Origin of the sequence: Pseudomaricurvus sp., from assembly GCF_965662505.1 — a bacterium.
GTDB lineage: Bacteria > Pseudomonadota > Gammaproteobacteria > Pseudomonadales > Cellvibrionaceae > Pseudomaricurvus.
In genome coordinates, this window is record NZ_CBFIHX010000056.1 from 1 (window position 1) to 23,591 (window position 23,591).

23 protein-coding genes and 1 pseudogene are annotated in these 23,591 nt (G+C 51.1%); 13 read left to right on the forward strand and 11 right to left on the reverse strand.

What is annotated here, in order from left to right:
* The 5 genes from ACTG33_RS09300 to ACTG33_RS09320 form a co-directional block, all read right to left on the reverse strand.
* Positions 1–587: pyridoxine 5'-phosphate synthase (locus ACTG33_RS09300; RefSeq protein WP_439134934.1), on the reverse strand; the 587-nt coding region annotated here is incomplete at its 3' end.
* An 82-nt stretch (positions 588–669) separates the two neighbouring features.
* Positions 670–1,227, reverse strand: a complete 558-nt coding sequence (locus tag ACTG33_RS09305; RefSeq protein ID WP_439134956.1) for a peptidylprolyl isomerase — start codon at positions 1,225–1,227, stop codon at positions 670–672.
* A gap of 208 nt (positions 1,228–1,435) precedes the next feature.
* Positions 1,436–2,155: a TIGR04211 family SH3 domain-containing protein gene (locus ACTG33_RS09310; protein WP_439134935.1), complete on the reverse strand. Its 720-nt coding sequence runs from the start codon at positions 2,153–2,155 to the stop codon at positions 1,436–1,438.
* A 159-nt stretch (positions 2,156–2,314) separates the two neighbouring features.
* Positions 2,315–2,620, reverse strand: a complete 306-nt coding sequence (locus ACTG33_RS09315; RefSeq protein ID WP_439134936.1) for a YciI family protein — start codon at positions 2,618–2,620, stop codon at positions 2,315–2,317.
* 128 nt (positions 2,621–2,748) lie between these two features.
* Positions 2,749–3,450: a VC0807 family protein gene (locus ACTG33_RS09320; protein ID WP_439134937.1), complete on the reverse strand. Its 702-nt coding sequence runs from the start codon at positions 3,448–3,450 to the stop codon at positions 2,749–2,751.
* Positions 3,451–3,553: 103 nt separating this feature from the next.
* Here ACTG33_RS09320 and ACTG33_RS09325 point away from each other — a divergent pair, with 103 nt between their 5' ends.
* The 5 genes from ACTG33_RS09325 to rluB all read left to right on the forward strand — a co-directional run bounded on the left by ACTG33_RS09325 (position 3,554) and on the right by rluB (position 8,535).
* On the forward strand, positions 3,554–4,378 hold the full coding sequence (locus ACTG33_RS09325) for a PHP domain-containing protein (RefSeq protein WP_439134938.1): 825 nt from the start codon (positions 3,554–3,556) through the stop codon (positions 4,376–4,378).
* A gap of 228 nt (positions 4,379–4,606) precedes the next feature.
* The gene (locus ACTG33_RS09330) at positions 4,607–5,230 is read left to right on the forward strand and encodes an L-threonylcarbamoyladenylate synthase (RefSeq protein ID WP_439134939.1); all 624 of its coding nucleotides are present in this window, start codon (positions 4,607–4,609) and stop codon (positions 5,228–5,230) included.
* Between the two features lie 112 nt (positions 5,231–5,342).
* Positions 5,343–6,395: a segregation and condensation protein A gene (locus ACTG33_RS09335; protein ID WP_439134940.1), complete on the forward strand. Its 1,053-nt coding sequence runs from the start codon at positions 5,343–5,345 to the stop codon at positions 6,393–6,395.
* A 99-nt stretch (positions 6,396–6,494) separates the two neighbouring features.
* Entirely contained in the window at positions 6,495–7,646 is a 1,152-nt protein-coding gene (gene scpB, locus ACTG33_RS09340) for an SMC-Scp complex subunit ScpB (protein WP_439134941.1), read from the forward strand.
* Between the two features lie 52 nt (positions 7,647–7,698).
* Positions 7,699–8,535 (forward strand): 23S rRNA pseudouridine(2605) synthase RluB, encoded by an 837-nt coding sequence (gene rluB, locus ACTG33_RS09345; RefSeq protein ID WP_439134942.1) that lies wholly within the window; start codon positions 7,699–7,701, stop codon positions 8,533–8,535.
* 69 nt (positions 8,536–8,604) lie between these two features.
* Here the strand turns inward: rluB and ACTG33_RS09350 are convergent, their stop codons facing one another.
* Positions 8,605–9,576: an HPP family protein gene (locus ACTG33_RS09350; protein WP_439134943.1), complete on the reverse strand. Its 972-nt coding sequence runs from the start codon at positions 9,574–9,576 to the stop codon at positions 8,605–8,607.
* A gap of 576 nt (positions 9,577–10,152) precedes the next feature.
* Between ACTG33_RS09350 and ACTG33_RS09355 the strand changes: the two genes are divergently transcribed.
* Positions 10,153–11,595, forward strand: coding sequence for a family 43 glycosylhydrolase (locus ACTG33_RS09355; RefSeq protein ID WP_439134944.1), 1,443 nt, complete (start codon positions 10,153–10,155; stop codon positions 11,593–11,595).
* Positions 11,596–11,721: 126 nt separating this feature from the next.
* On the opposite strand, the gene ACTG33_RS09360 is transcribed toward ACTG33_RS09355, so the two are convergent.
* The 4 genes from ACTG33_RS09360 to ACTG33_RS09375 form a co-directional block, all read right to left on the reverse strand.
* The gene (locus ACTG33_RS09360) at positions 11,722–12,438 is read right to left on the reverse strand and encodes a YebC/PmpR family DNA-binding transcriptional regulator (protein WP_439134945.1); all 717 of its coding nucleotides are present in this window, start codon (positions 12,436–12,438) and stop codon (positions 11,722–11,724) included.
* A gap of 135 nt (positions 12,439–12,573) precedes the next feature.
* Complete coding sequence (locus ACTG33_RS09365; RefSeq protein WP_439134946.1) at positions 12,574–13,125, reverse strand: hypothetical protein; 552 nt, start codon at positions 13,123–13,125, stop codon at positions 12,574–12,576.
* Complete coding sequence (locus tag ACTG33_RS09370) at positions 13,126–13,599, reverse strand: metal-dependent hydrolase (protein WP_439134947.1); 474 nt, start codon at positions 13,597–13,599, stop codon at positions 13,126–13,128.
* A 53-nt stretch (positions 13,600–13,652) separates the two neighbouring features.
* Positions 13,653–14,489: a helix-turn-helix domain-containing protein gene (locus tag ACTG33_RS09375; protein ID WP_439134948.1), complete on the reverse strand. Its 837-nt coding sequence runs from the start codon at positions 14,487–14,489 to the stop codon at positions 13,653–13,655.
* 251 nt (positions 14,490–14,740) lie between these two features.
* On the opposite strand from ACTG33_RS09375, the gene ACTG33_RS09380 reads away from it, so the two are divergent.
* From ACTG33_RS09380 to ACTG33_RS09405, 6 genes are all read left to right on the forward strand, one after another.
* Positions 14,741–16,546 (forward strand): acyl-CoA dehydrogenase, encoded by a 1,806-nt coding sequence (locus ACTG33_RS09380; protein WP_439134949.1) that lies wholly within the window; start codon positions 14,741–14,743, stop codon positions 16,544–16,546.
* An 88-nt stretch (positions 16,547–16,634) separates the two neighbouring features.
* Positions 16,635–17,090: a MaoC family dehydratase gene (locus tag ACTG33_RS09385; protein ID WP_439134950.1), complete on the forward strand. Its 456-nt coding sequence runs from the start codon at positions 16,635–16,637 to the stop codon at positions 17,088–17,090.
* A gap of 59 nt (positions 17,091–17,149) precedes the next feature.
* Entirely contained in the window at positions 17,150–18,067 is a 918-nt protein-coding gene (locus ACTG33_RS09390; RefSeq protein ID WP_439134951.1) for an SDR family NAD(P)-dependent oxidoreductase, read from the forward strand.
* Between the two features lie 77 nt (positions 18,068–18,144).
* Positions 18,145–19,326, forward strand: coding sequence for an acetyl-CoA C-acyltransferase (locus tag ACTG33_RS09395; RefSeq protein WP_439134952.1), 1,182 nt, complete (start codon positions 18,145–18,147; stop codon positions 19,324–19,326).
* 176 nt (positions 19,327–19,502) lie between these two features.
* Positions 19,503–20,447: an alpha/beta hydrolase gene (locus ACTG33_RS09400; RefSeq protein WP_439134953.1), complete on the forward strand. Its 945-nt coding sequence runs from the start codon at positions 19,503–19,505 to the stop codon at positions 20,445–20,447.
* A gap of 282 nt (positions 20,448–20,729) precedes the next feature.
* Positions 20,730–21,518 carry a hypothetical protein gene (locus ACTG33_RS09405; RefSeq protein WP_439134954.1) on the forward strand — a complete coding sequence of 263 codons (789 nt, stop codon included), beginning with the start codon at positions 20,730–20,732 and terminating at the stop codon, positions 21,516–21,518.
* Here the strand turns inward: ACTG33_RS09405 and ACTG33_RS09410 are convergent.
* Positions 21,515–22,969 carry an alkaline phosphatase gene (locus ACTG33_RS09410; RefSeq protein ID WP_439134955.1) on the reverse strand — a complete coding sequence of 485 codons (1,455 nt, stop codon included), beginning with the start codon at positions 22,967–22,969 and terminating at the stop codon, positions 21,515–21,517. The genes ACTG33_RS09405 and ACTG33_RS09410 overlap by 4 nt on opposite strands.
* Positions 22,970–23,220: 251 nt before the next feature.
* Here ACTG33_RS09410 and ACTG33_RS09415 point away from each other — a divergent pair.
* Positions 23,221–23,591 (forward strand): annotated as a pseudogene (locus tag ACTG33_RS09415) (ATP-dependent helicase HrpB); the annotation flags it as partial.

Below are 23,591 nucleotides of genomic sequence, written 5' to 3' on the forward strand. Positions count from 1 at the left end.
GTTGCAGCAACCGCTGCCGCTTTATACTGTTCAAACAGCTTATCCAAATTGTTTGCCTGGGTTCGATAGGCGTCTGCGTAGGGGCCTGTGTACAGCTCAATACGCTCCACACCCAGTTCTTTAGCCAGCTTGATCTGTTCAACATCAGGGTCCATAAACAGGCTGATGCGACATCCCCAGTTCTGAAGTTGTTTGATGATGGGTTTCAGGCTCTCGCCGGAGGTGGTCAAATCAAAACCGTGATCGGAGGTGAGTTGATCGTCGCCGTCGGGTACTAGCGTACATTGATCCGGTCGGCATTGCTCGACCAGCTCCATAAAGCCAGGATAACTGCCTTGAGGGCCAGCGAAGGGATTGCCTTCCACATTGAATTCAATACCGGATAACGGCTTAACCAGTGCGCTGAGGTCTGTGACATCGCCTGGACGTATGTGGCGTTGGTCTGGACGTGGGTGAACGGTGATGCCTTCTGCTCCGGCGGCGAGACACACTTTGGCGTGCTCCACGACCGAGGGGTAATTTCCTTCGCGAGAGTTGCGCAACAGGGCAATTTTGTTCAGGTTCACACTTAATGCGGTGCTCGTCATAAAGAATCGGTACTCACGTAAACGGGGCAAACAGGAGCGCTATTGCCCCCGAGATGTCTGGTATTAATAAATATATCGGGTTTTAGGGCTTAACGGTAACCGCGAGAATCCGAATGGGAAGGTCGGGGGCCTGCGGGCGGTATTTTCCCTGGGGCTCTTTGGTGATCTTCTGCACAACATCCATGCCGTCAATGACTTGGGCAAACACGGTATAACCGGGGCCGTCTTTGGTTGGGTCCAGGTGTGTATTGTTGTTGAGATTGATAAAAAACTGGGAGGTGGCGCTGTCGGGATCGGGCAAACGAGCCATGGCCACGGTGCCACGGCGATTGTGCAAACCGTTGTCTGATTCATTAATGACCGGTTCGTGGGTGTCTTTTTTTACATAGTCGAAGGTCATGCCGCCGGCCTGGGCCACAAACCCGGGAATCACGCGGTGAAAAATCGTTCCGGCGTAAAACCCTTCGTTGCAGTAGCGCAGGAAGTTTTTCACCGTTTCTGGTGCTTTCTCCGGAAACAGTTGCAGCGTAATGGTGCCAAGATCGGTCTTAAGTTCCACCTCAGGCGCGGTGTTGTCTGCGGCCTGAGTGAGGCAGCTGAATGTAAACACCAGACTGCTCACGACCAAGGTCTTCATCAGCACCAACATCTTCTTCGTCGGCATGAGGAATCGCAGGCTGCGAAGCAGATTGTAGGGAGCAGTCACAAGGTAAGCAGACACCGTATTGTCCTTTTTGTACTCTGTTTTCAGTATAAACTCTAGTATTCAGTATGATATAGAGTGTTCAGTATGACCTCGAGTGTTCAGTGATATTGGCATCACTGTATTAAGTGATGCCAACTGGCGCTTAAGCCCACTCTGAGTAGCTTTTACGACGGCGAAAGGCAGGGGCAACCAGAGTAATGATAACGCCCAGCAGCACCGCACCGGCACCGTAGAGGAAAAAGGTGTTCCGCTCATCACTTTGCAAACGCTCATTTTCTGCTTTGACCACTTCCAGCTCATTCTGTATCACTTGATGATCGTGCATTAATTTCTGATGACGCTGATTGAGGCTGATGGCATCCGCCGACACACGCTTGAGTTCAGCCAACTCGGTTTCAAGCTCATTAACTCGGGTATTGGCGCTGGCTAGCTCCTGATCCAGTTCGCTGCCGGTTGAGCGTGCCTCTCCCAGTTGCTGTTTGAGCGCATTGTATTGTTTTTCAACTTTGCTCAGATTGGCTTCAGCGGCTGACAGCTTCAGGGAGTCGGTAGGGGAGTTGATCAAAAACTGGCTGCGTACAAAGCCTACTTCACCACTCCGGGTTTTGACCTCGGTCCAGCCGCCTTCGGGATCTTCCGAGACCACGGTCAGGCGTGTGCCGCTTTTCATGCCCTTGTCGAGAATACGGTACTGGTTGCCTTTCCCGCTGCGCAATGGCACGTAGAGAGTGTCCGATACCCAGCGGTATTCCTGGGCATTGGCGGTACTCACTCCCAGTGCCAGACCTAACGTCATGCCAAGGGTGAGTGTCGAGGAGGCAACGAATGTGGTGATTTTCTTCACTGTAGCTATCTTCTTCACGCAGTTTTCCGAGTCAGTATTTATGAGGGGGCACAGCCTACTGTAAAACCGGGTTTTCGCCTGTCAACTCGCTCACAGTTAGCGGGCTATGTTACCGCAAAGGTACTGTCATTAGGGCGGTGGCGTTGCGATCAACCCGTTTTAATGTGGGCTGCAGGGTTAGGGCAACACTTTTTTGAAGGGTTTTACGGTGACTTTGGCGTAGACACCCGCTTCTATGTACGGATCTACGTCAGCCCAGCTTTGGGCATCTTCCAGTGAGTCGAATTGGGCAACGACCAGACTGCCGGTAAAGCCTGCTTCGCCGGGATCGTTGCTGTCGATGGCGGGGTGGGGGCCGGCAATCAGCAAGCGGCCTTCTGTTTTCAGCGATTCAAGGCGCGCCAGATGCGCAGTCCGAGACTTTTGTCTGAGTGGCAGGCTGTTGGGGACATCTTCGCTGATAATGGCGTAAAAAAGGCTCATTAGGTCTTTCCTGTTCGGTTTTTTAAGTGATTAGCTTGTTGAGTAGGAGCCTGACCCTTACCGGTAAGTTCCCGGTAAGTTTTCCGGATATTAGAGTCAGGCTGCTGAATTCGGGCTCATCGCGAGTGTCATTGCTGGATCAAGATGTCGTCCAGATCCAGATGCGTCAGGGATTTGATGCGACTGAACAGATAGAACAGCGCGCCCATCATCACCAGAGTGGCAGGGATAGCAATGACTGGGAAGCTTAGTGCGGTCATTTTCCCCAGCTCAGCGTTAAACGCCTCGGTCCCCGGAGGGCTAACCAGCAGATACTTGGCCAGAGCGTAATTCAGAAATGAGGACAAAAAGAACGACATGGCCACTAGATATGAGGCGTTTCTCAGCGCCTGGTTAAAGGCAAGCTCATTGCCAGTGGTTTCCAGAGCCGTAGCGACCTTGTCGATTTGCAGGATCTTGTCGTTATAGAGAAATGTTTTTACCAAGGGATAGCGGGTTTTCAGGGAAATCAGGGTGGCGATACCAAAAATGGCCGGTACGCCCGCTTCTTTGATCACGATGTACTGGGGGTCGAGCTCCAGAAGGCTGATACCGCCGGTCAGGAAGATGCTTAAAACCCCCAGCCCGGAAAACAGGTTCACCTTGCCGGTGCGGCGGAAATCATTGAGGCCGTAAAAGATGGGAAAAGCCAGTGCAATCACGATAGCCCACTGGGTGCCCAGCATCGCTTCTCCGCTCAACTTGGTGAGAATGACCGTTGGTATGACGATGTTGAGCAGCAGATTCAGGAGTAGGCTTTCGCGCTTGGGTTCATTTACAGCTTGTGTCATGGTGAAACTCAGAGATAATGGGGCCATTAATGGCAAAGGCAGGGCTAATGAGGGGATTTGATCCCGGATCCTGCCTTTCCTTCATCAATATAAAGGAATCAGTTTGCACGATCTACATACCCACAGCCTGTGTTCAGATGGTATTTTACGTCCTCAGGCGTTGGTGTCGAGAGCTAAAACACAAGGCGTCACCGTTTTGGCGTTGACCGATCATGATACCGTCGTCGGGATTGACGAAGCGCAGGCCGCCGCCGCAGAGGAGGGGATTCGGGTTTTGCCCGGTATTGAGTTCTCCTGTCTGTGGAATGGCGTTGGAATTCACATTGTAGGTCTGAATATTGATCCCGCACACCCGCAGATGCAGGCAGCCGTGGCTCGTCAGGGGGAGAGTCGCGAGACCAGAGCTCGCCAGATTGGCGAAAAGCTGGCCAAGGCCGGTATTCCGGGTGCACTTGAGGGGGCAAAGAAGAAAGCTGGGGATGCGGTGATCGGACGCCCTCATTTCGCACAGTTTTTGGTCGAAACCGGCCGTGTCAGTAGCATGAATGCGGCGTTTAAAAAGTATCTTGGCGCCGGCAAGGTTGGGGATGTGAAGCAAGTCTGGCCCCCTGTTGCCGAAGCGGTTAGCTGGATCTTGGCGGCTGGGGGTGTGGCGGTTATCGCTCATCCTGACAAATACAAAATGACCAGAACCAAGCTGGGGCGTTTAATCTCAGACTTCGCAGAAGCCGGTGGCCAGGCAATCGAGGTGGTCAGTGGTCATCAGCAGCCTGATCTCACTCGCGATCTTGCACGAATTGCCAACCAGCATGGGTTGTACGCTTCCTGTGGCAGCGACTTTCATGTTCCTGATCAATCCTGGCAGGAGCTGGGAAGCTTCAGCGCCTTGCCTGATGATTGTCGCCCAGTGTGGGAGCTTTGGGGCTAATCAGAGGTGAACCTTTTCATGTGTGCACCTTTTCAGGAATGTACTTTTTTCAGGAGTGTACCTTTTAAAGAGTGCACCTTTGAATCTCGCTCCGTTAATCCGTACCGTATTACACTCGATGTTTAAGGCCTGCTAGTTTTCAGAGTTAGGTCGCTTTTAAGAACCAGATAGTATTCAGGGCTTGGCGCTGGTATCGCAACAGGGCGCCATCTCAGAAAGGGGAATTTTGTGGCTCAATTTTTTCAGATACACCCGGAGAACCCACAGGCACGCTTGATCAAGCAAGCGGTGGAGATCATTCGTGCAGGCGGATTGGTCGCTTATCCCACGGATTGTGCTTATGCACTTGGTTGCCATATCGGCGACAAAATGGCCCTGGATCGTATTCGTGCGATTCGGCAGCTGGACAAGCATCACAATTTCACACTGGTCTGTCGTGATCTGTCGGAACTGGCCACCTATGCGAGAGTTGATAATCAGACGTTCCGATTGTTGAAAGGCCAAATGCCTGGGCCGTTTACCTTTATTTTGGAGGCGACCTCAGAGGTTCCCAAGCGTCTGATGCACCCCAAAAAGAAAACCATTGGTATGCGAGTTCCAGATAATCCCATCGCTCTGGCGTTACTGGAGGAGCTGGGAGAACCGCTGATGACCAGTTCATTGCTGATGCCCGGTGATACGGTGCCTCTGACCGACCCATACGATATCCGACAAACGCTGGAACATCAGCTGGAACTGGTCATTGATGGTGGTTTTTGCGGGATGGAAGCGACGACTGTGGTCGACTTAACCGGAGATGCCCCGGAACTGGTTCGCCAGGGTTGTGGAATTGCCGATGATTTTATTGACTAACCAGCGGCTTTCGTTACCTGCTCCTGTCTCGACAGGTCATTAGACGTTATAATCCCCGATTATTTAGCGGACTCCGATATAAAAGCAATGACGGTTAACATAAGGGTATTTTGTGAACAGCGACGTTGAAGCCATAGCCGAGGAAAATAACCTTGACCCTGCCGTCGATGGAGATGCACCGGCTGAAGACGAGACGCTATCAACAGACGCTGTAGACAGCTCGGCAGAACGCGCTGAATCAGCAGAAAGCACTGAATCAGCAGAAAGCTCCGAACCTGCTGCCTCTTCCGAACCTGCTGCCTCTAAAGGAGAAGTAGTCCCAGAAGAGAAGGCGGAAGCTGAACAGAAGACCCCAACCGAGTCAAAAGGCAAAAATCAGGGCCCCAAGCAATCTGAAATGCCTTTTGCCATTGTTCAGGGGCAGGCGTTTACCCAACTGCCCAAAGACCTGTACATTCCACCCGATGCACTGGAAGTCTTCCTGGAGGCCTTTGAGGGGCCTCTCGATTTGCTGTTGTACCTTATCCGACGTCAAAATCTGGATATTCTGGAAATTAACGTCGCGGATATTACTCATCAGTACGTCCAATATGTCGAGATGATGGAGGCCATGCAGTTTGAGCTGGCCGCCGAATATTTGGTCATGGCGGCTATGCTGGCTGAGATCAAGTCTCGCATGCTGTTGCCGCGTTCTCAGGAGGAAGAAGAGGAAGAGGACGATCCACGAGCACAGTTGATTCGCCGTCTCCAGGAGTACGAGCGTTTTAAAACGGCGGCTGAAGATTTGGATGAAGTCCCGCGAATGGGACGCGAAATCCATCAGGCGACCGCTCAGGCACCAGACCGCAATCTGACCCGTCCGGAACCGGATGTGGAAATGAAAGAGTTGCTGTTGGCGCTGTCAGAAGTTCTGCGCCGGGCGGATATGTTTGAGAGTCACCATGTAGAGCGTGAGAAACTCTCCACCCGTGAGCGCATGGCGCAGGTGCTGGATAAGTTAAGCGGCAATCATTTTATGCCTTTTGTCAGCTTGTTTAAGGTTGAAGAGGGACGTTTGGGTGTTGTTGTCACCTTCCTTGCGGTCATGGAATTGATTAAAGAACAGTTAGTAGAGATTGTGCAGAGCGAGAGCTTTGGTTCGATACACGTGAAAGCCCGTTCATAGCGTTAAGAGAAATGGCGCAGTCATCTGGCGATCACATACTGACACACAACATTCAGCCTTAGAGCAGATAACAAATAACTAGATCAGGTAACACGCTTCATGAGCTTTGATAAACAACTTTTGCGTCAAATTATTGAAGGGGCACTGTTGGCAGCTGGCCAACCCTTAACTCGTGAAAAGCTATTGTCCCTGTTTGACACCGTTGACGAGGAAGCTGAAACCGCCACAGAAGCGCCGACAAAAGATGATGTTCAGGCTGCGTTGGAAGAAATTCAGGCCGAGTGTGAAGGTCGTGGCTTTGAGCTGGCCGAAGTGGGCAGCGGTTGGCGTTTTCAGGTGCGTAAAGAGACAGCCCCCTGGGTAAATCGTCTGTGGGACGAAAAACCCCAGAAATACTCCAGGGCGCTACTGGAAACTCTGGCATTGATTGCATACCGCCAGCCGATTACCCGTGGCGATATTGAAGAAATTCGCGGTGTTGCCGTGAGCTCGCACATTATTAAAACCCTGTCAGAGCGTGAGTGGGTGAAGGTGGTCGGGCATCGGGATGTCCCTGGTCGTCCATCACTGTACGCCACGACCAAAGGCTTCTTGGACTATTTTAATTTGAAGAGTCTGGAAGAACTGCCCTCACTGGGTGAGATTCAGGATCTGGAAAGCCTCAACAACGAGCTGGATCTAAAGCTGGAAAGTGCTGTGGCCGAAGCTGCTGGGGGTGAGGTTGCTCCTGAGGCCGGGGTTGCTGCTGAGACTGAGGTTGCTCCTGAGTCTGAGGGTGCTCCTCAGACCGAGGGTGCTCCTGAGGCTTCAAACGATACTGAATCCGGCGATGCAGCGGCTGAGTCTACGGACGAGCCGGATGATGTAAGCTCTGCAAGCGCTCCGGAAACAACGGTTGAGGATAGCGCCAGCGAAGAAAATTTTGAAAATAGCGCCAGCGATGAGGGCGTTGCTGAAGAGCCTGCGTTTGCGGAAGATGGCCTTGATGACAGCGAGTTGGCAAAGCCACATGTGGGCGAGAATCCTCCTCTGCCGGATGAAGAGGACGAGCGCACACCTTATGAAAAACTGATGGATGGCGATGACCCGCGTGTCGAGCCAGACACTTCAGAAGATGATGAGATACAGACCTCTGCTGAAGTGAATAATGATGTTTCTGACGATAAAGACGTCGCAGAACCCCCTAAAGAAGGGCGCGAAAGTTTGTTTGCGCCCAGCACCGCAGCTTCGGTCTTTGATGAAACCGACTAAGTGAATACCACTTGCCGGATTGATGAGCTGACTGAGCTGACATAAGAGATATATGGAAAACGACGAAAAGTTACAAAAAGTATTGGCACGTGAAGGTGTAGGTTCACGTCGCGAGATGGAGCGGTTTATTGCCGCTGGCCGCGTTGAAGTCAATGGTAAGGTTGCCCAGCTGGGTGACCGAATTACTCTGCAAGACAAAGTTGTGGTGGATGGCCGCCGCGTTAAGTTGACGCCTCCTGAAAACAACCCGCTGCGGGTTTTGTTGTATAACAAGCCGGAAGGTGAAATTTGTTCCCGTTCTGATCCGGAAGGCCGCAAGACCGTCTATGATCGTTTGCCTGAAATCAAGAACGAACGCTGGATTTCAGTAGGCCGTCTGGACTTCAATACCAGTGGTTTGCTGTTGTTTACCAATGATGGCGAGCTGGCTAACAAATTGATGCATCCATCTTCAATGATCGATCGTGAATACCTTGTGCGTGTACAAGGCGATGTCGATGATGACATGAAGAAGCGTCTTAAAGACGGTGTACTACTCGACGATGGTAAAGCCCGTTTTACCGATATTGTGGACGGCTCCGGTGATGGCAGCAACGCCTGGTTCTACTGTGTGGTGATGGAAGGGCGCAACCGTGAAGTTCGCCGCTTATGGGAATCGCAGGGTGTGAAGGTCAGCCGCCTCAAACGAGTGCGTTACGGCAATATCTTTATCCCATCTCACGTGCGTGTTGGCCAGTGGATCGAGCTGAATTACCGTGAAGTGAAAGAATTGTGTCTGACGGCAGGTGTCGAGCCTCCCAAACCGAGCCCAACCTCCCGCCAAAAAGATCAGGAGCGAGAGCGACAGGTTCAGCGTCTACGGGCTAAGGGGCCGCGACGCAAAAGCTAGAGCAGGGAGTTCAGTATCTGATTTTGATGAAAAGCGGCTTTGGCCGCTTTTTTGTTTTTTTATTAGCCGCTAGTCATCAATGTGCTTCACCCAGCGGCGATTCTGTAGTTGCACTTCAAAGCGGGCCCACTGGCGGAACTCTTCCCGCTGGCAGATGCCGGTTTCATAATCTCCATCACCTTCGATGACTTTGTAGATAACTTTGTCTTTTGAGCCAACTTTGTCAGAGGAGGCGTCGACCACCTGACGAATACTCCACAAAGCTCCCAGCTTGCCATTACTGTAGAAGTGACCGGCGATGATGTGTTCAGGGTGATCAATTTTTTGTTCGGCATGCTGCTTGGCCAATTCCAGCAAGCTGGTCAGGCTTTCGGTTGTGATGTCGAAAAAAGAATCCAGCTCGTGCATGGCCGCGGAAAAATCTTCTTGTGTCAGTTCCACTTCGCGATCAGCCGGACGGGTGCTGGGTGACGCGGTAAAGCGGCGTGACAGGTGTTCCGGGTAACGCCTCCAGGGAAAAAACAGATTAAACGCGATGGCGATCAGCAGCAGAGCCACTACGTTTAACATCACTGGGAAGAGCACATATTCATAACCGAGCCCATGCACACTGCTGCCGCCAATCACAGCGCTGAGCGCCGTTGCGCCGCCAGGCGGGTGAATGCAGCGCAGGTAATACATGGCTCCAACAGCGAGACCTACAGACACGCCTGCTGCGATAAATCCCTCGGGTAGCAGTTTCTGACAAGTCACACCGATAATGGCCGAAACAACATGGCCGCCAAAGACCGCCCAAGGCTGCGATAAAGCCCCATGGGGAACGGCAAACAACAGCACCGCACTGGCGCCCATTGAAGCCACAATCAAGATGCCGGCATGGTCTGTGATCAGGCCATGATCCGCCTGAGCGGTTAGCCAATAAACCGCAGCGATACTGAGCAGGGCACCGGTAGTTGCCAACAGTTTCTCACGGTGGCTGGTGGTGTTGTGGCCAATGCCCAAAAGCATTCGCAACTCATGACGCATGCTGCGGTCTGTCATAGTGATTACCGGAAATTAATCATTCGTAGGACGCCAGGTGGTGTATCAATAATTCGTGCGCCAAGATGGTGCGTGATCTTAAGGGAGTTTGTGACGGATGAACAGTCCTGGTTCTGCTTTGTAGCGTAGAGACGGGTTGAGCATCGGTGTCTGAAAAGCGTGAGTTGGCTCTGGTTTTTACGTATTGGGAATAGGCGGAAATACACCATGGGCGGTTTTGCTGGCTTGCCTGTCATTGGTGTGATTGACCGCTAGAGGGCTCAAAGCGCATCGTACGATCCTTGCCTGGTGGTTTATTTATTCAATCAGGAGCGGATCAGACCAGGCTATACAGCGTCGCAGCGATGACGTCAGAAGGTCTGAAAGATAATTCAAATTGTGCTCAATAATGATAATTCAGGGGCCAGAAAAATGTATCTCTCTCTTTTCTGCCGTTCGGTGTTGAATGGCAAAATGCTTGGTGAAACCGGGCGCGCAAACCTTTCCTCAAATCCTGCATCTGGATCGTCCAGAGTGGCTGGGTTTATCAGACAATCCACAAAAACAATTTTATCCTTTTTCATGATTTGGGGGCTGGTGGGTGCTGTTTATGCTTCTACACCGCCTAATCCCGACCCGGATCCTGAGCCGGATCCCGGACCGCAACAAACCATTGCGGATGGACGCTATGTCATCACCAATCGAGGTTCGAATCTCGCCATGCAGGTTCAGGGGGGCAGTGGAGATGATGGCGCGGATGTGATTCAGGCGGGTTATAGTCAGTCGTTACATCAGCAGTGGGATATCAGTTATCTGGGCAACGGCTATTATTCCGTGCGGCCAGCACACAGCGGTAAGTCGCTGGATGTGTATGAGTGGATCACTGAAGGTGGCGCCGATGCGCGTCAGTGGCAATATCTGGATGCAGACAATCAGAAGTGGTCTGTGACCGATGTGGGAGGCGGTTTTTATCGTATCACGTCATTGTTGAGTGGCAATGTAGTGGAAGGTGAAAGCAGCGGCAACGTTGGATTATGGCCATACAGCGGGGCTGCAAGGCAGCAGTGGTCGATGGAGTTGGTGGAAAGTGGACCGTCAGGCGATCACTGTGATATAGCCAATTACAGCGCTGGAGATCCGCCAAGCGTGTTGAACCTGAGTGGTAATCTGGTCACTCATGATCCTACGATCATTGAGGAGAACGGGGTTTACCATGTGTTGCAAACCGGAGGAGAGGTGGATGGATTGATCTTGCCTGGCAAGCAATCGAACAACCTCTCCTCATGGAGTGGCACTGCTGGTGCATTTACTCAGGGGAATACACCTTACTGGCTGACTCAGCGTGTACCGGGCGTTAAAAACCTTTGGGCGCCTGATCTGTCAAACTTCGGCGGGCAATTTCATCTTTATTATTCCGTATCGACTTTTGGCAGTAATCGGTCCTGTATTGGCCATGCTACCCGAAGCTCCATGAGCAGTGGTCGCTGGACGGACCGCGGATCCGTAATTTGCAGCTCCAGCAGCGACAATTACAACGCCATCGATCCTAATATTGTGGTCGATGACAGTGGCACACCGTGGATGTCGTTTGGCAGTTTTTGGGACGGCATCAAGATGGTGAAGTTAACTCAGAGTGGTTCACGTGCTGACAGTCAGATTCACACGCTGGCTTCCAGGAATGGCGGCGCCATTGAAGCACCGGTCATCGTTAAGCGCTGCGGTTACTACTATCTTTTTGTGTCCTTTGATAAGTGCTGTGATGGTGCCAACAGTACTTACAATATTCGTGTCGGACGTTCGACCAATGTATTGGGGCCTTACGTGGACAAGAGTGGCCGCGCTATGTTGAATGGCGGCGGAACAGAGTTGGTCAGGAGCAGTAGCCGCTGGCGCGGTCCCGGTCATAACTCGGTATTTTTCAGCAATGGCAAAGCTTACAACATGTACCATGCTTATCGTTCACTCTCGGGAGAGCCAAATCTCCGTATTTCCGAGTTGGTGTGGGATTCGCAAGGCTGGCCAATTTCGGCCGGACCATAATTTGATGGAAGGACAGCAGCAGTGAGTATCATTGCTGCATGATCAAAAACGGGCGCATTAAGCGCCCGTTTTCATTTCAAGCAATGATTCAGTATCAGAAGCCTGCCCGAAGAGATGTGTGGAAAATTAAACCTCGGCGTTGTGGTATACGTTCTGGACGTCATCCACATCGTTGAGCATGTCGAGAAATTTCTCAAACATCTCAATGTCATCACCTTCAACAGGTGTCGTGGTTTGCGGCACGAATTGAATTTCGGCTACTTCGAAATCGATATCACCAAAGGCGTTATTCAGAGCTTGTTTGGCTTTAAAAAACTCGGTGTTAGGGGTAAAGATGGTGATCATGCCGTCTTCGCATTCGATGTCGGAGACATCAACATCATCTTCCATTAATGCTTCCAGTACAGCTTCTTCATCGTCACCGGCGTAAGCGAAGATGGCGGCATGGTCGAACATGTGGCTGACGGAGCCTTGGGTGCCAATTTTGCACTTGGTTTTGGTAAAGCACTGGCGCACATCGCCGAAGGTGCGATTTGGATTGTCGGTCAGACACTCCACGATCACCATGCAGTTGCCAGGGCCAAAGCCTTCGTAGCGGGCGATATCGAAGTCTTCACCGCCACCACCTTTGGCTTTATCTATGGCTTTGTCGATAACGTGTGCGGGCACCTGATCCTTTTTGGCGCGATCAATCAGGCCGCGTAAAGCCAGGTTGCCGTCGGGATCAAAACCGCCTTTTTTGGCGCTAACATAGATCTCACGACCGTATTTGCTGTAAACCTTGGATTTCTGGTCGGCCGTCTTGGCCATGGATTCTTTGCGGTTTTGATAGGCTCTGCCCATGGTGTTATCCCGATCTTATATATGAGTTTTCTGAACAGCGGCGGATTTTACCGTTTTGGGCCACATGATGGAAGTTTTCAGCGGGCAGGAGCTGGCCTTTCTCCAGGCTGTTGCTGCTCCTTTCCCCGACCGCCCCTAGCGGGGTTCGTCGCTTGTGCGCCCTTTGAACATCATCCTGAGCAGACGCTTTAGTGCTGTGCCGCTGTCTTCCCGCTGAGTGTAATAGACTACGTAATCCTGATCTTGTGCGTCCGGGGTGAGCCGGATACCCCAGAGAGGATCAATCTGTTGTGGCAGCATCGAGTAGCGTATATCCACAACCTGTAAGGGGTTGGCTTTGTCGAGGGCGATGTACCCATCCGAAAACCAGCGAAAGCGCTCAATATCCCGTGCCTGCTGAGTGTCTGGAGATAACCAGGGCAGGTCGCGCTCAATATCCAGCCTGGCAACGCTGTCGCCAGGCCAAATGGAGGGAGAGGAGAGTCCTGGATTGACGGCATCCACATAAAAGCGGTCGTCTGTTTCGTAGACAATTTTCCATACGATCAGATTGGCAAAGCTGGGCTTGGCTTCCAGCCGTAGTGGAGTATGTCCGCGTTGGCTGGCCAATTCACGTCCCAGATCAAGTGCGCGCTCGTGCTGAACAAACCCAAAGCTTAGATACAGAAATCCCCAGAGAGCTCCCACCTAGGCGTACGTTTTCAGCTTCAGGCGGGCGGCGAGGATTGCCAGTACCAGCATGGGCAAGGTAATTAACGGGTCTATGACGGAGATGGTATCCCAGGCAAACCTTTGTTGGCTGAGCGGCCAGAGGAGTTGGGTGCCATAGCTTGTACAGGCGTCCAGTAATCCGTGAGTGGCGTAGCCCAGCCAGCTCCACATCAGGATCTGTTGGAATGACAGGCTCCAGCGTCGTGCTATCAATGGGTAAAACACCAGAGAGCAGATCAGCCCGCCAAATGGCACAAACAACAAAGAGTGGGTGAAATGTCGGTGATATTCCAGCGCCAGCAGGGGATCCCCGTCAGAGCGGATCAGCACGTCCAGATCCGGCGCCATGCCGGCGAGAGCACCAATGGTGGCGGCCTTGGCTAAATCCTGTGGTTTGCTCTTGAACTGGGCAACAATTCCGCCCAGAACACCTTGAGTGATGGGATCCATAATTGATTATCTAGTTTTCGGGTTTGGTGGGTGGGGCAGTACCGTTTGGGGTGTTAGTACGGCAGCAGCGGATGATCGAGCTCGCCTTCCGCCAGCCCCGATACGTCGAGATTATCATCTTCCGGATAGAGTGTGCTGATGGTCAATTTGGGTTCCGAGACATAAGCCGCAGGCCCCAAAGCGCCTACAATCTGGCTGACGCTGTAAAAGCGTCGCAAACCACCCTGATAATCCGCCTGAACCCGGAAACTGGCCATCGGATCAAGACGGGATGCCCGTTGAGCCCAATCGTCGGGAACATTGGGATTATTGAGTAATTTTTCCAGTGCAGCGAGTTTATCCGGCGATTCGTTAAACATCGCATCCTGTTTTAGAGACATGACGATCATGGACAGGGTGTCTTCCCAGCCACTGAGGATCGTGCCTGCGCCCTGACGACTGAATAGAAAATCAAAGTGGTTCGTGACCTTGTCGAGCTGAGCAGCAGGAATTGTGGCGCTGTAAAACCCCACCCAAGCGCGGTTAACCATTAAGATGGTGCCAGAACTGTCCAGCAGGGTGGTTGGGTAAGGGTCCATGGCGCGTAATGTGAGTAGCATGGCTTTACGCAGCCACTTGAACTCCGGTGCGTGAAAGTCGATATGTTGCTGCTGCGGGCTGTAACCGGCCGAGATGCGCAGGTGATTGCGATCGCGATCGCCCATTTGCATGGCTTCAGCGATATCTTCAATCATTGTTTCGCTGGGGCGGCTGGTGCCGTTTTCCAGGCGGCTGATATGGCGGGGGGAGCTGCTAAGGCGGTGGCTTAATTCCTCTTGACTGATTTTGTGGACACTCCTCCAGAACCGGAGAAAACGCCCAAAGGTCGGGTCAACGGAACTCTCTGCCATACTGCCATTCTCTTTATTGGGTTTTCTTTTGTTAGGTTGTCGCGGGATTGTTACGACCCGGACCATTCCAGTTGAATACGTCGGACGGATTAAAGCAATAACAGGCGTCATCTTAACAGGTGCGGCAGCTACTCTGCAGCAAGCCTGCTATTGTATAAGGGTTTAACCTGACATGCCATGTCATGGTCGCGGTGGAGGTGGGGCGGCACAATGTCGTCAATAACTGAAATACTAAGAGAGAGGTGAATATCGTGGCAGCTCCTATTCTAAACACCCGCGACCTTGAGTTTATGCTCTATGAACTGTTTGATGCCGAGGGCTTAACTCAGCGTCCCCGCTACGCAGATCACAGTCGTGAAACCTTTAGCGCGGCAATGGATACCTCACGCGCCGTGGCCGAAAAGTATATGCTCCCAATTCGTCAGAAAGTGGATACCAATGAGCCCACTTTTGACGGTACAACCGTTCATATGTTGCCTGAAATCAAAACAGCTGTGCAGGCTGTTATCGACTCCGGTCTGTCGTGCCCAACGGCGGATTACGAACTGGGTGGCATGCAAATGCCACGCATTGCCGCGAACGCCACGGGTGCCTACCTTTCCGCAGCTGGCAGTACCATGATGGGCTATACCGGCCTGACGAACGCCAACTGTAACCTGATTGAAGCCCACGGTACGCCAGAGCAAATTGAAAAATGGGTAGCCCCCATGCGCGAAGGTCGTTTTGCGGGCACCATGGCGATGACTGAGCCCAGCGCCGGTTCAGGTTTGGCTGACTTAACCACCAGTGCTATTCCTCAAGACGACGGAACCTATCGTCTCAGCGGTAACAAAATTTTTATTTCCGGTGGCGATCACGAGCTGAATGAAAACATTGTTCACCTGGTGTTGGCGCGGGTAAAAGGCGCACCTAAGGGTATCAAAGGGATCTCCCTGTTCATCGTACCGAAATTCCTGGTGAACGATGACGGTTCATTGGGTGAGCGCAATGACGTTTGGCTGGCTGGATTGTTCCACAAAATGGGCGGTCGTGGTCAGACTTCCTGTGCCATGAGCTTTGGCGAAAAAGACGGTGCCGTTGCCTACCTGGTGGGTGAAGAAAATCAGGGCCTGCGTTACATGTTCCATATGATGAACGAAGCCCGGATCATGGTGGGGACTGGTGCTGCCGTGACAGCCCTGACCGGTTACCAGTACTCTCTGGATTATGCCAAAGAGCGTCCACAGGGACGTTTGGCATCCTCCAAAGATCCTCAGTCTGCCCCAGTGAATATTATTCAGCACCCTGATGTGCGCCGTATGCTGCTGGCTCAGAAAGCCTATGCAGAAGGTGCCTATGCGTTGTGCTTGTTGGGCGCACAGCTGTCCGATGATGAGCACACCGCGCCGACGGAAGAAGAGCGTAAACACGCGCATCTATTGCTCGATTTCCTGACACCGATTATTAAATCCTGGCCATCAGAATACGGTCCGCGTGCCAACAGCCTCGCTATTCAGGTTATGGGTGGTCATGGTTATATCAATGAGCATCCGGTGGAAATGTTCTACCGGGACAATCGTCTTAACCCTATCCACGAAGGGACTTACGGTGTTCAGTCTCTGGATTTACTCGCACGCAAAGTGCCTATGGGCGGCATGGCGGGTTATCAGGCGTGCCTGGCCGAGATGGAAAAAACCATCGCTGAGGCGTCTCAGGATTCTGCAGTAGCCGGCTTTGCAAACGAGCTAACAGAAGCCATACAAACCCTGAAAAGTACCACCGAAGTTCTTCTGGGGGCCATGGCTGAAAAAAATATCGATTTGGCGCTGGCAAATTCGGTGAAGTATCTGGAGCTGTTTGGCAATGTTGTTGTCGCCTGGATCTGGTTAAAACAGGGTATTGTTGCCAGTAAAGCACTGTCCAATAATCCTCACGAAGAGGATCAGAAGTTCTATCAGGGCAAGCTACAGGCTTTGAAATATTTCTATCGTTTTGAACTGCCGGAAATCAATGTCTGGTCGAAGATTTTAACCGATCTCGATGATACAACTTACGAAATGCAGGAAGACTGGTTCTAAGGTTGTTGCGGGGGTGGTTTATATCCTCGCATGACTTTTACCCCTACTATTTTTTTAACCCCACAATGCAAAAGTGAGAGAGAGTATTATGCTGATTAAAAAGGATGAAATTGAGCAATATATTGGTCGCGAGTCTGAGCCAACTGAATGGTTCACCGTAACTCAGGATCAGATTAACCAATTTGCGGACTGCACTCACGATCAACAGTTTATTCATGTTGATCCAGAGAGAGCCAAAGAAACGCCATTTGGTACCACCATTGCTCATGGTTTCCTGTCACTGTCCATGCTGTCTCACTTTTCTGAAGAGTTTGGTATGGCGATTGAAGGCGTATACATGGGGATTAACTACGGTTTTGATTCCGTACGTTTTCTCTCTCCAGTAAAAGTGAACAGCCGTATCCGTGCTCGTGCGAAAAACCTGGAAATTGTTGAGAAAAACCCAGGTCAATTTGTTACCAAAACCGAAGTGACTGTTGAAATTGAAGGGGTAGACAAACCTGCCCTGAAAGCTGTCTGGATTGGTATGCAAATGGTGGCTTAAGCCCCACGGTTTATACTGAAATATATTCAGATCTGAATTTGTTAAGAAGGAAGTAAATTATGTCTGTTAACTTTGAAGGTCGTGTTGCAATTGTCACTGGTGCGGGTAATGGCCTGGGACGTTCTCACGCACTGGAGCTGGCTCGCCGCGGTGCCAAAGTCGTAGTCAACGATTTGGGTGGTGCTCGTGACGGCAGTGGCACTTCTTCTGAAGCCGCGCAAGAAGTGGTTGCGCTGATCGAAGAAATGGGTGGTGAAGCTCTGGCTCATGGCGCCAACGTTGCCAAATTTGATGAAGTGCAAGACATGGTTAAACAAACCATGGACAAGTGGGGTCGTGTTGATATTTTGATTAACAACGCTGGCATTCTGCGTGATAAAAGCTTCGCCAAGATGGAAATTGCTGATTTCCAACTGGTTATGGACGTGCACCTCATGGGCAGCGTTAACTGTACTAAAGCCGTTTGGGACATCATGCGTGAGCAGAACTACGGTCGTATTGTCATGACGACGTCTTCTTCAGGCATGTACGGTAACTTCGGCCAGTCAAACTACGGAGCTGCCAAAATGGCCGTGTTGGGCTTGATGAATACATTGGTGCTGGAAGGTGCGAAGTACGACATCCGTGTGAATGCTTTGGCTCCAACCGCCGCTACCCGTATGACTGAAGATCTGATGCCTCCTGAAATTCTGGCCATGTTGCAGCCTGAAGCAGTTACTGCCGGTGCGCTGACTCTGGCACACGAAGATGCACCTAATCGCTTTATCCTTTGTGCGGGTGCAGGTGGATTCGCATCGACTCGTTTGTTTGAAACTGACGGAGTATTTATTCCGAAAGAAGAGCAAAGCCCTGAAGCCGTGGTTGCGCAATGGGATGGTTTGAGTGATATCAGCAAGCAGGCTGAACTGGAATCAGGATCGAAGCAAACGGAAAAATTCCTGACAAAAGCCATGCAATATCTGGAATCTCAAAAGTAACGAGATGACTTTTTACTCGCTGCAAAAGCTCGATGGTGAGCTGCAGCGTACCTACAGAGAGAAATAAGGATTTTACAATGAAAGAAGCAGTGATTGTTTCCGCAGCTCGTACTCCGATTGGCAGAGCTTATCGTGGTGCCTTTAATAACCTGGAATCTCCCAGCCTGTCATCCTTCGCGATCGAAGAAGCGGTTAAGCGTTCTGGTGTTGATCCCGCTGAGATTGATGATTGCGTCTGGGGTGCAGCGCTTCAGCAGGGTTCACAAGGCTACAACATCGGTCGTCAGGTTGTTATGGCTTCCGGCCTGCCTGTCACTGTTTCCGGTATGAGCCTGGATCGTCAGTGTTCTTCCGGTCTGATGTCTATTGCCACTGCCGCCAAGCAAATTGTTATGGATGGTGCTCCTGTTGTTCTGGCCGGTGGTTGTGAATCCATCAGCCTGGTTCAGAACGATAAAATGAACGTGTCTCGCATGGTTGACCCTAAAGCCATTGCTCACGCTCCAAACATCCACATGCCAATGCTGGATACAGCTGAAATAGTTTCCAATCGTTATAGCATTTCTCGTGAGGCTCAGGACGAGTACGCCGTTCAGTCTCAAGCACGTACTGCTGCGGCTCAGGAAGCTGGCAAATTCGATGACGAAATCGTATCGGTTACCACTACCAAGCTGGTGCAGGACAAAGAAACTGGTGCTGTCAGCGAAGAGCAGGTCACTCTGAGCAAAGATGAAGGCAACCGTCCCGGCACTAACCTGGAAGGCCTGTCTGGTCTGAAAGCTGTGCGCGAAGGTGGTTCTATCACCGGTGGTAACGCTTCTCAGTTGTCCGATGGTGCTGCGGCAGTTGTTATGATGGACAGCCAGTTGGCTGAACAGCGTGGCCTGGCTCCTCTGGGTGTTTATCGTGGTATGGCTGTTGCTGGCTGCGAACCTGATGAGATGGGCATTGGTCCTGTATTTGCCATTCCCAAGCTGCTTCAGCGTACTGGCTTGAAAATGGAAGATATCGGTCTGTGGGAGCTGAACGAAGCGTTTGCTGTTCAGGTTATCTACTGTCGTGACAAGTTGGGGATTCCTAATGATCGTCTGAACGTGAATGGCGGTGCGATCTCCATTGGCCACCCATACGGAATGAGTGGTGCTCGCATGGTTATGCATGCGCTGATCGAAGGTAAGCGTCGTGGTGTTAAATACGTGGTTGTGACCATGTGTGTTGGCGGCGGTATGGGTGCAGCAGGCTTGTTCGAAGTCCTGTAAACCTGACGACTGACGTTCGTTACTAAAAACACCGCCTTTTGGCGGTGTTTTTGTGTCTGCACTGTGAACACCTGTGGCAAGATAAACCGAGAAACGCGCTGTTGTTACTGGAAGGCCACAGTGTGTTGCCAAGACTGTAAAATGGCCAAAAACAATAAACAAAAAAGGATGTATGAATGACCGATTATCAGCTGGATCCTGTGGTTGAAGAAGTATTGAAGGTATTGGCGGATCTGAATTTACCTGCGGTTCATGATTTAACCCCAGACCAGGCACGAAGTGCCACAAAAGCCATGCAGCCGGAATTTGAGCCTCTGCCACTGCATTTATCAGAGGACAGAATGATATCAATGTCTCACGGCAGTATTCCCGTCAGAATATATCGTCCATCCGATGAAGAGAATCTGCCTGCCGTGGTGTTTTATCATGGAGGTGGTTGGGTTATCTGTGATTTGGATACCCATGATGATATCGCTCGGCATATGGCGCTGCAGGCCAATTGCGTAGTGATTTCGGTGGATTACCGGTTGGCGCCTGAAAGCAAATTTCCTGCCGCTGCAGATGATGCTTATGGTGCACTGTGTTGGGTGGCGGACAATGCTGAAGCTCTGGGTATAGATGAAACGCGCATCGCCGTAGCGGGCGACAGTGCGGGCGGAAATCTTGCGGCAGGTGTGGCACTGCGAGCAAGAGATGAAAAGGGACCTGCCATCTGTTTTCAGTCCTTATGGTATCCCGTGACCAATGTCAGTCTGTTGGAAACGCCTTCATATTCTCTGTTTTCGACAGGGTATTATCTGGATAAAGACAACATGGCCTGGTTTATTCAGCAGTACCTTGATGATCCTAAAGATGCCTTGAATCCCATGGCATCGCCGTTGCTCGCTAGTCGTTTCACTGACTTGCCGCCTGCCTATGTTATGACAGCGGCCTTCGATGTACTGCGGGATGAAGGGCAGGATTACGCGAAAGCTTTGCAGGAGGCTGGAGTTAGCGTTGAATATCACTGTTTTGATGGTCTTATTCATGGTTTTATGAACATGAACAGGAGCATACCAGCAGCTCAATTGGCTTTGAATGCAGTCATGGAAAACTTGAAGCAGGCTTTGTGGCAACGGTGAGTTTGAATCAGACGCTGTGGTTGTGACTGCTCGATTTTTCGTTATGATGTGAGTTATTGATCTATACACCTCTGTTGGTATACACCTCTGCTAATTGGGGTTGTCCATGACAGTCTTCATTGTTCATCGAATTCCGAGGTCAAGGAGAGTACCGCCGGACATTTTCTAAACCCAGACAGGCTCAACGACGAGCCTGTTGCTGGCGTGACACTGGGGTTGAAACGTGCATGCTTGATAGCGTTGGTGTTGTATGGCGATTGTTTAATAGCTGGCCTGTTTTTCTTGTGTTATTCAGGTGAATGCCTCGCCGACGATATAGTTGCCAAACCGAGCGATACTCACATTCATTATTTGCTATATGGCGAAGCGGGTGAGCCATTACAGATAGAGGGTGATGACAAAATCGGCCAGGGACTGGTCACGGATGTTATCCGTGAAGTCTTCCGTTCATCTGGTTATCAGGTGGAGACGGTTGTTAAGCCTTTAAAGCGTATCAAGCGGGAAATGCAATATGGACAAGCCAAGCGCTGGATTGCCTATGGGTTGCGATCATGGAAAGCTCAAGGAGAATGGGAGAACGCCACTTTTGCTGAGGTAGACATTGTGCCTTACAGTCTGTCACTGGTTTTTCCAAAAACACATCACCCAAAATCTTTTCATTTTTCTCAGCTGAGCGGGCAGCAGGTTGTCTGGTTGCAGGGGTTTAAATACCCAGGTGCAGTGGCGTTTAGCGACAAGTACGATTTTACGTATCTGCGTGCTGCCAGCCATGAATCTGCGATAAAAATGCTTGAGGCCGGGCGGGCTCCTTTCTTTATGGAGAGTGCAGAAAGGATTCGATTTGCCATGGAGAAGCTGAATATCTCGTTGGATGACTACCGCTTTGTCGAGTTAAAGCAGCAATTAGCAGAGACTCATATTACCTTAATGATGAGTAATGATCTTGGTGATTCAATACACCAGTTTGTAAACCACCGCCTGAGAGAACTTCAGGACAGTGGTTGGCTGGAAGAGAGGGCGAGGTTTTACGGTTTCCAGGATGTGGGTTGTTCAGACAGCGAAAATCGTTAAGGTGTCTCTGTTTCTGGCAGAAGGTTTAGATAGTCCGCCATGATGTTAAATATCTGTGGCTGGGTCACCATTGACGGCACTCTGTCGACACCTTGCTGATTGCTGAATAATGGCACGTTCACCCCAGTATGATCTTCATAGGGGAAATCTTTGGTGGTGGCGTAGTTGATGGCCATGATCTGATTTTCGGGAGTCTTGATACGGGCGATTTGACCTGGAGAGTACACGGCGACGCCGGATCCGCCATAAATACTGTGGTTGGGAATCAGCTGTGCGGCTTGACCATGGTCTGCAGTGACTAAAATCAGCGTGTCAGGTTCTTTCTCTGCAAACGCCAGAGCGCTCTCCAGCGCCTCTTCCAGTTGTTCCAGTTCACCAATGCTGCCACAGGGATTGCGGCTGTGTGATTGCTTATCGATAGAAGCCGACTCCACCATCAGGAAAAAACCCTGTCCAGTTTGAGCCGATAAATGCCGAAGAGCAGTCTCGGTCATCTGTTTGAGTGCCGGAGTATCGCCAAATTCCGGGTTTCTTTCGCAGTGCATTGGTTCCGGCAGTTCGACACTGCCGAGCCGCCAATCGACCTTGTTGAGCAGGCTCGGGTTGGGCTTTTCCGCACTGCGGCCCTTTTCACCTTGCCAGATAGTAGGCAGGGTTCCGGAGGCGAACAGCCCAAGCGCTTTTTTATCTGATGCCAGATTGGGGAGTTCTTCCAGCGATTTAATGACCTGATATCCATTGGATTCCGCCAGTTCAATCAAACCGTGAGATCCGCTTTCTGATAATGTTTCAAAATGCTTGAGACCACCGCCGAGGACGATGTCCGTATTGCCAGTGACAATTTGCTGCGCGATTGATCCTAAGCCACCATTTGAAATCTTATCATCGGCACAGGCAGAAACGTCGAGCCAGGACGGGTGATCGTCAGAAGGCTGCATCAGACTGGGGCTTTCACAGACTCGCGTTGTGACATGGCTAATAAACGATGCAGGGGTCGCATCAGTGATGCTGGAAGTGGTGACAATACCGGTCGCATAGCCAGAGGCTTGGGCGAGTTCTGCGATGGTGGATAAATTTTGTCCATCGCCGGCGTTGGTGGCAATCCGTCCGCGACTGGTGACAATACCTGTCGCAAGACTGGTCGCGGTGTTGGCGGAATCCGCCACATATATCGGTTTTTCCGGGTTGCTTTCATCGACCGTGAGTATCTGTGCGGTGCTGCGCAGAGGAAGCTCATCAAGCTGCAATTTGCCTTGGGCTCCTTTTAAATAGTTGCGGGCAATAGTGATCTGATGATCATCCATACCATCGCCAATGATCAGAATGACATTGCGCTTGGTTGGCTCGGGAGGTGTGGCATTGTCCTCGGCCATAGCTGGATAAGCGGTGTTGATCAATGCACCGATACAAAGGCTAGTGCGCAATATGTGTGTCAAATGTCTTGTGAGCATAGATGTCCTTTGGTTTTTATCGTTGGCAGCAGAGTATTGCGCGTTTTGAGATTATGAGCGTATTGAGTATGTGAGCGTATTAAGAATATTAAGAGAGTGAATTCTATAGGTCTGCTATCTGCGAGAACAGAGCTTTGTTTTCTGTGGTGTCAGCGTAGAATACCCGGCATGTGGACAACGAACAATATTGATAAGTTGTCTGTGATTATTTGTTTTCAATTATCCCGATGACCTAAACGGACGAGTGCTGCATGACGACACCGCTACCCATTTTCGATGTGATTCCAGAGCTTAAATCAGCACTGAGAGCGGGTGATGAAGCGGTTCTTGAAGCGCCACCCGGGGCCGGCAAAACCACCCAGGTGCCTTTGTCGTTATTGGATGAACCCTGGATGCTGGGGCAAAAAATTTTGATGCTGGAACCCCGTCGTCTAGCGGCTCGGGCTGCAGCCGAGCGTTTGGCGCAGACTCTGAATGAGTCCGTCGGCGAGACTGTTGGTTATCGGGTGAGGCTGGACTCGAAGGTCGGACCCAACACCCGAATCGAAGTAGTGACAGAAGGCGTTCTGAATCGTTTACTGCAATCGGATCCATCACTGGATGGCATTGGGTTACTGATATT

What these genes read in the sequence shown, in the direction of transcription:
- scpB (WP_439134941.1), top strand. Translation starts at nt 6,495, where the DNA reads ATGAGCTTTGATAAACAACTTTTGCGTCAAATTATTGAAGGGGCACTG.
- ACTG33_RS09385 (WP_439134950.1), top strand. Translation starts at nt 16,635, where the DNA reads ATGCTGATTAAAAAGGATGAAATTGAGCAATATATTGGTCGCGAGTCT.
- ACTG33_RS09350 (WP_439134943.1), bottom strand. Translation starts at nt 9,576, where the DNA reads ATGACAGACCGCAGCATGCGTCATGAGTTGCGAATGCTTTTGGGCATT.
- ACTG33_RS09400 (WP_439134953.1), top strand. Translation starts at nt 19,503, where the DNA reads ATGACCGATTATCAGCTGGATCCTGTGGTTGAAGAAGTATTGAAGGTA.
- ACTG33_RS09360 (WP_439134945.1), bottom strand. Translation starts at nt 12,438, where the DNA reads ATGGGCAGAGCCTATCAAAACCGCAAAGAATCCATGGCCAAGACGGCC.
- ACTG33_RS09370 (WP_439134947.1), bottom strand. Translation starts at nt 13,599, where the DNA reads ATGGATCCCATCACTCAAGGTGTTCTGGGCGGAATTGTTGCCCAGTTC.
- rluB (WP_439134942.1), top strand. Translation starts at nt 7,699, where the DNA reads ATGGAAAACGACGAAAAGTTACAAAAAGTATTGGCACGTGAAGGTGTA.
- ACTG33_RS09390 (WP_439134951.1), top strand. Translation starts at nt 17,150, where the DNA reads ATGTCTGTTAACTTTGAAGGTCGTGTTGCAATTGTCACTGGTGCGGGT.
- ACTG33_RS09315 (WP_439134936.1), bottom strand. Translation starts at nt 2,620, where the DNA reads ATGAGCCTTTTTTACGCCATTATCAGCGAAGATGTCCCCAACAGCCTG.
- ACTG33_RS09375 (WP_439134948.1), bottom strand. Translation starts at nt 14,489, where the DNA reads ATGGCAGAGAGTTCCGTTGACCCGACCTTTGGGCGTTTTCTCCGGTTC.
- ACTG33_RS09320 (WP_439134937.1), bottom strand. Translation starts at nt 3,450, where the DNA reads ATGACACAAGCTGTAAATGAACCCAAGCGCGAAAGCCTACTCCTGAAT.
- ACTG33_RS09395 (WP_439134952.1), top strand. Translation starts at nt 18,145, where the DNA reads ATGAAAGAAGCAGTGATTGTTTCCGCAGCTCGTACTCCGATTGGCAGA.
- ACTG33_RS09410 (WP_439134955.1), bottom strand. Translation starts at nt 22,969, where the DNA reads ATGCTCACAAGACATTTGACACACATATTGCGCACTAGCCTTTGTATC.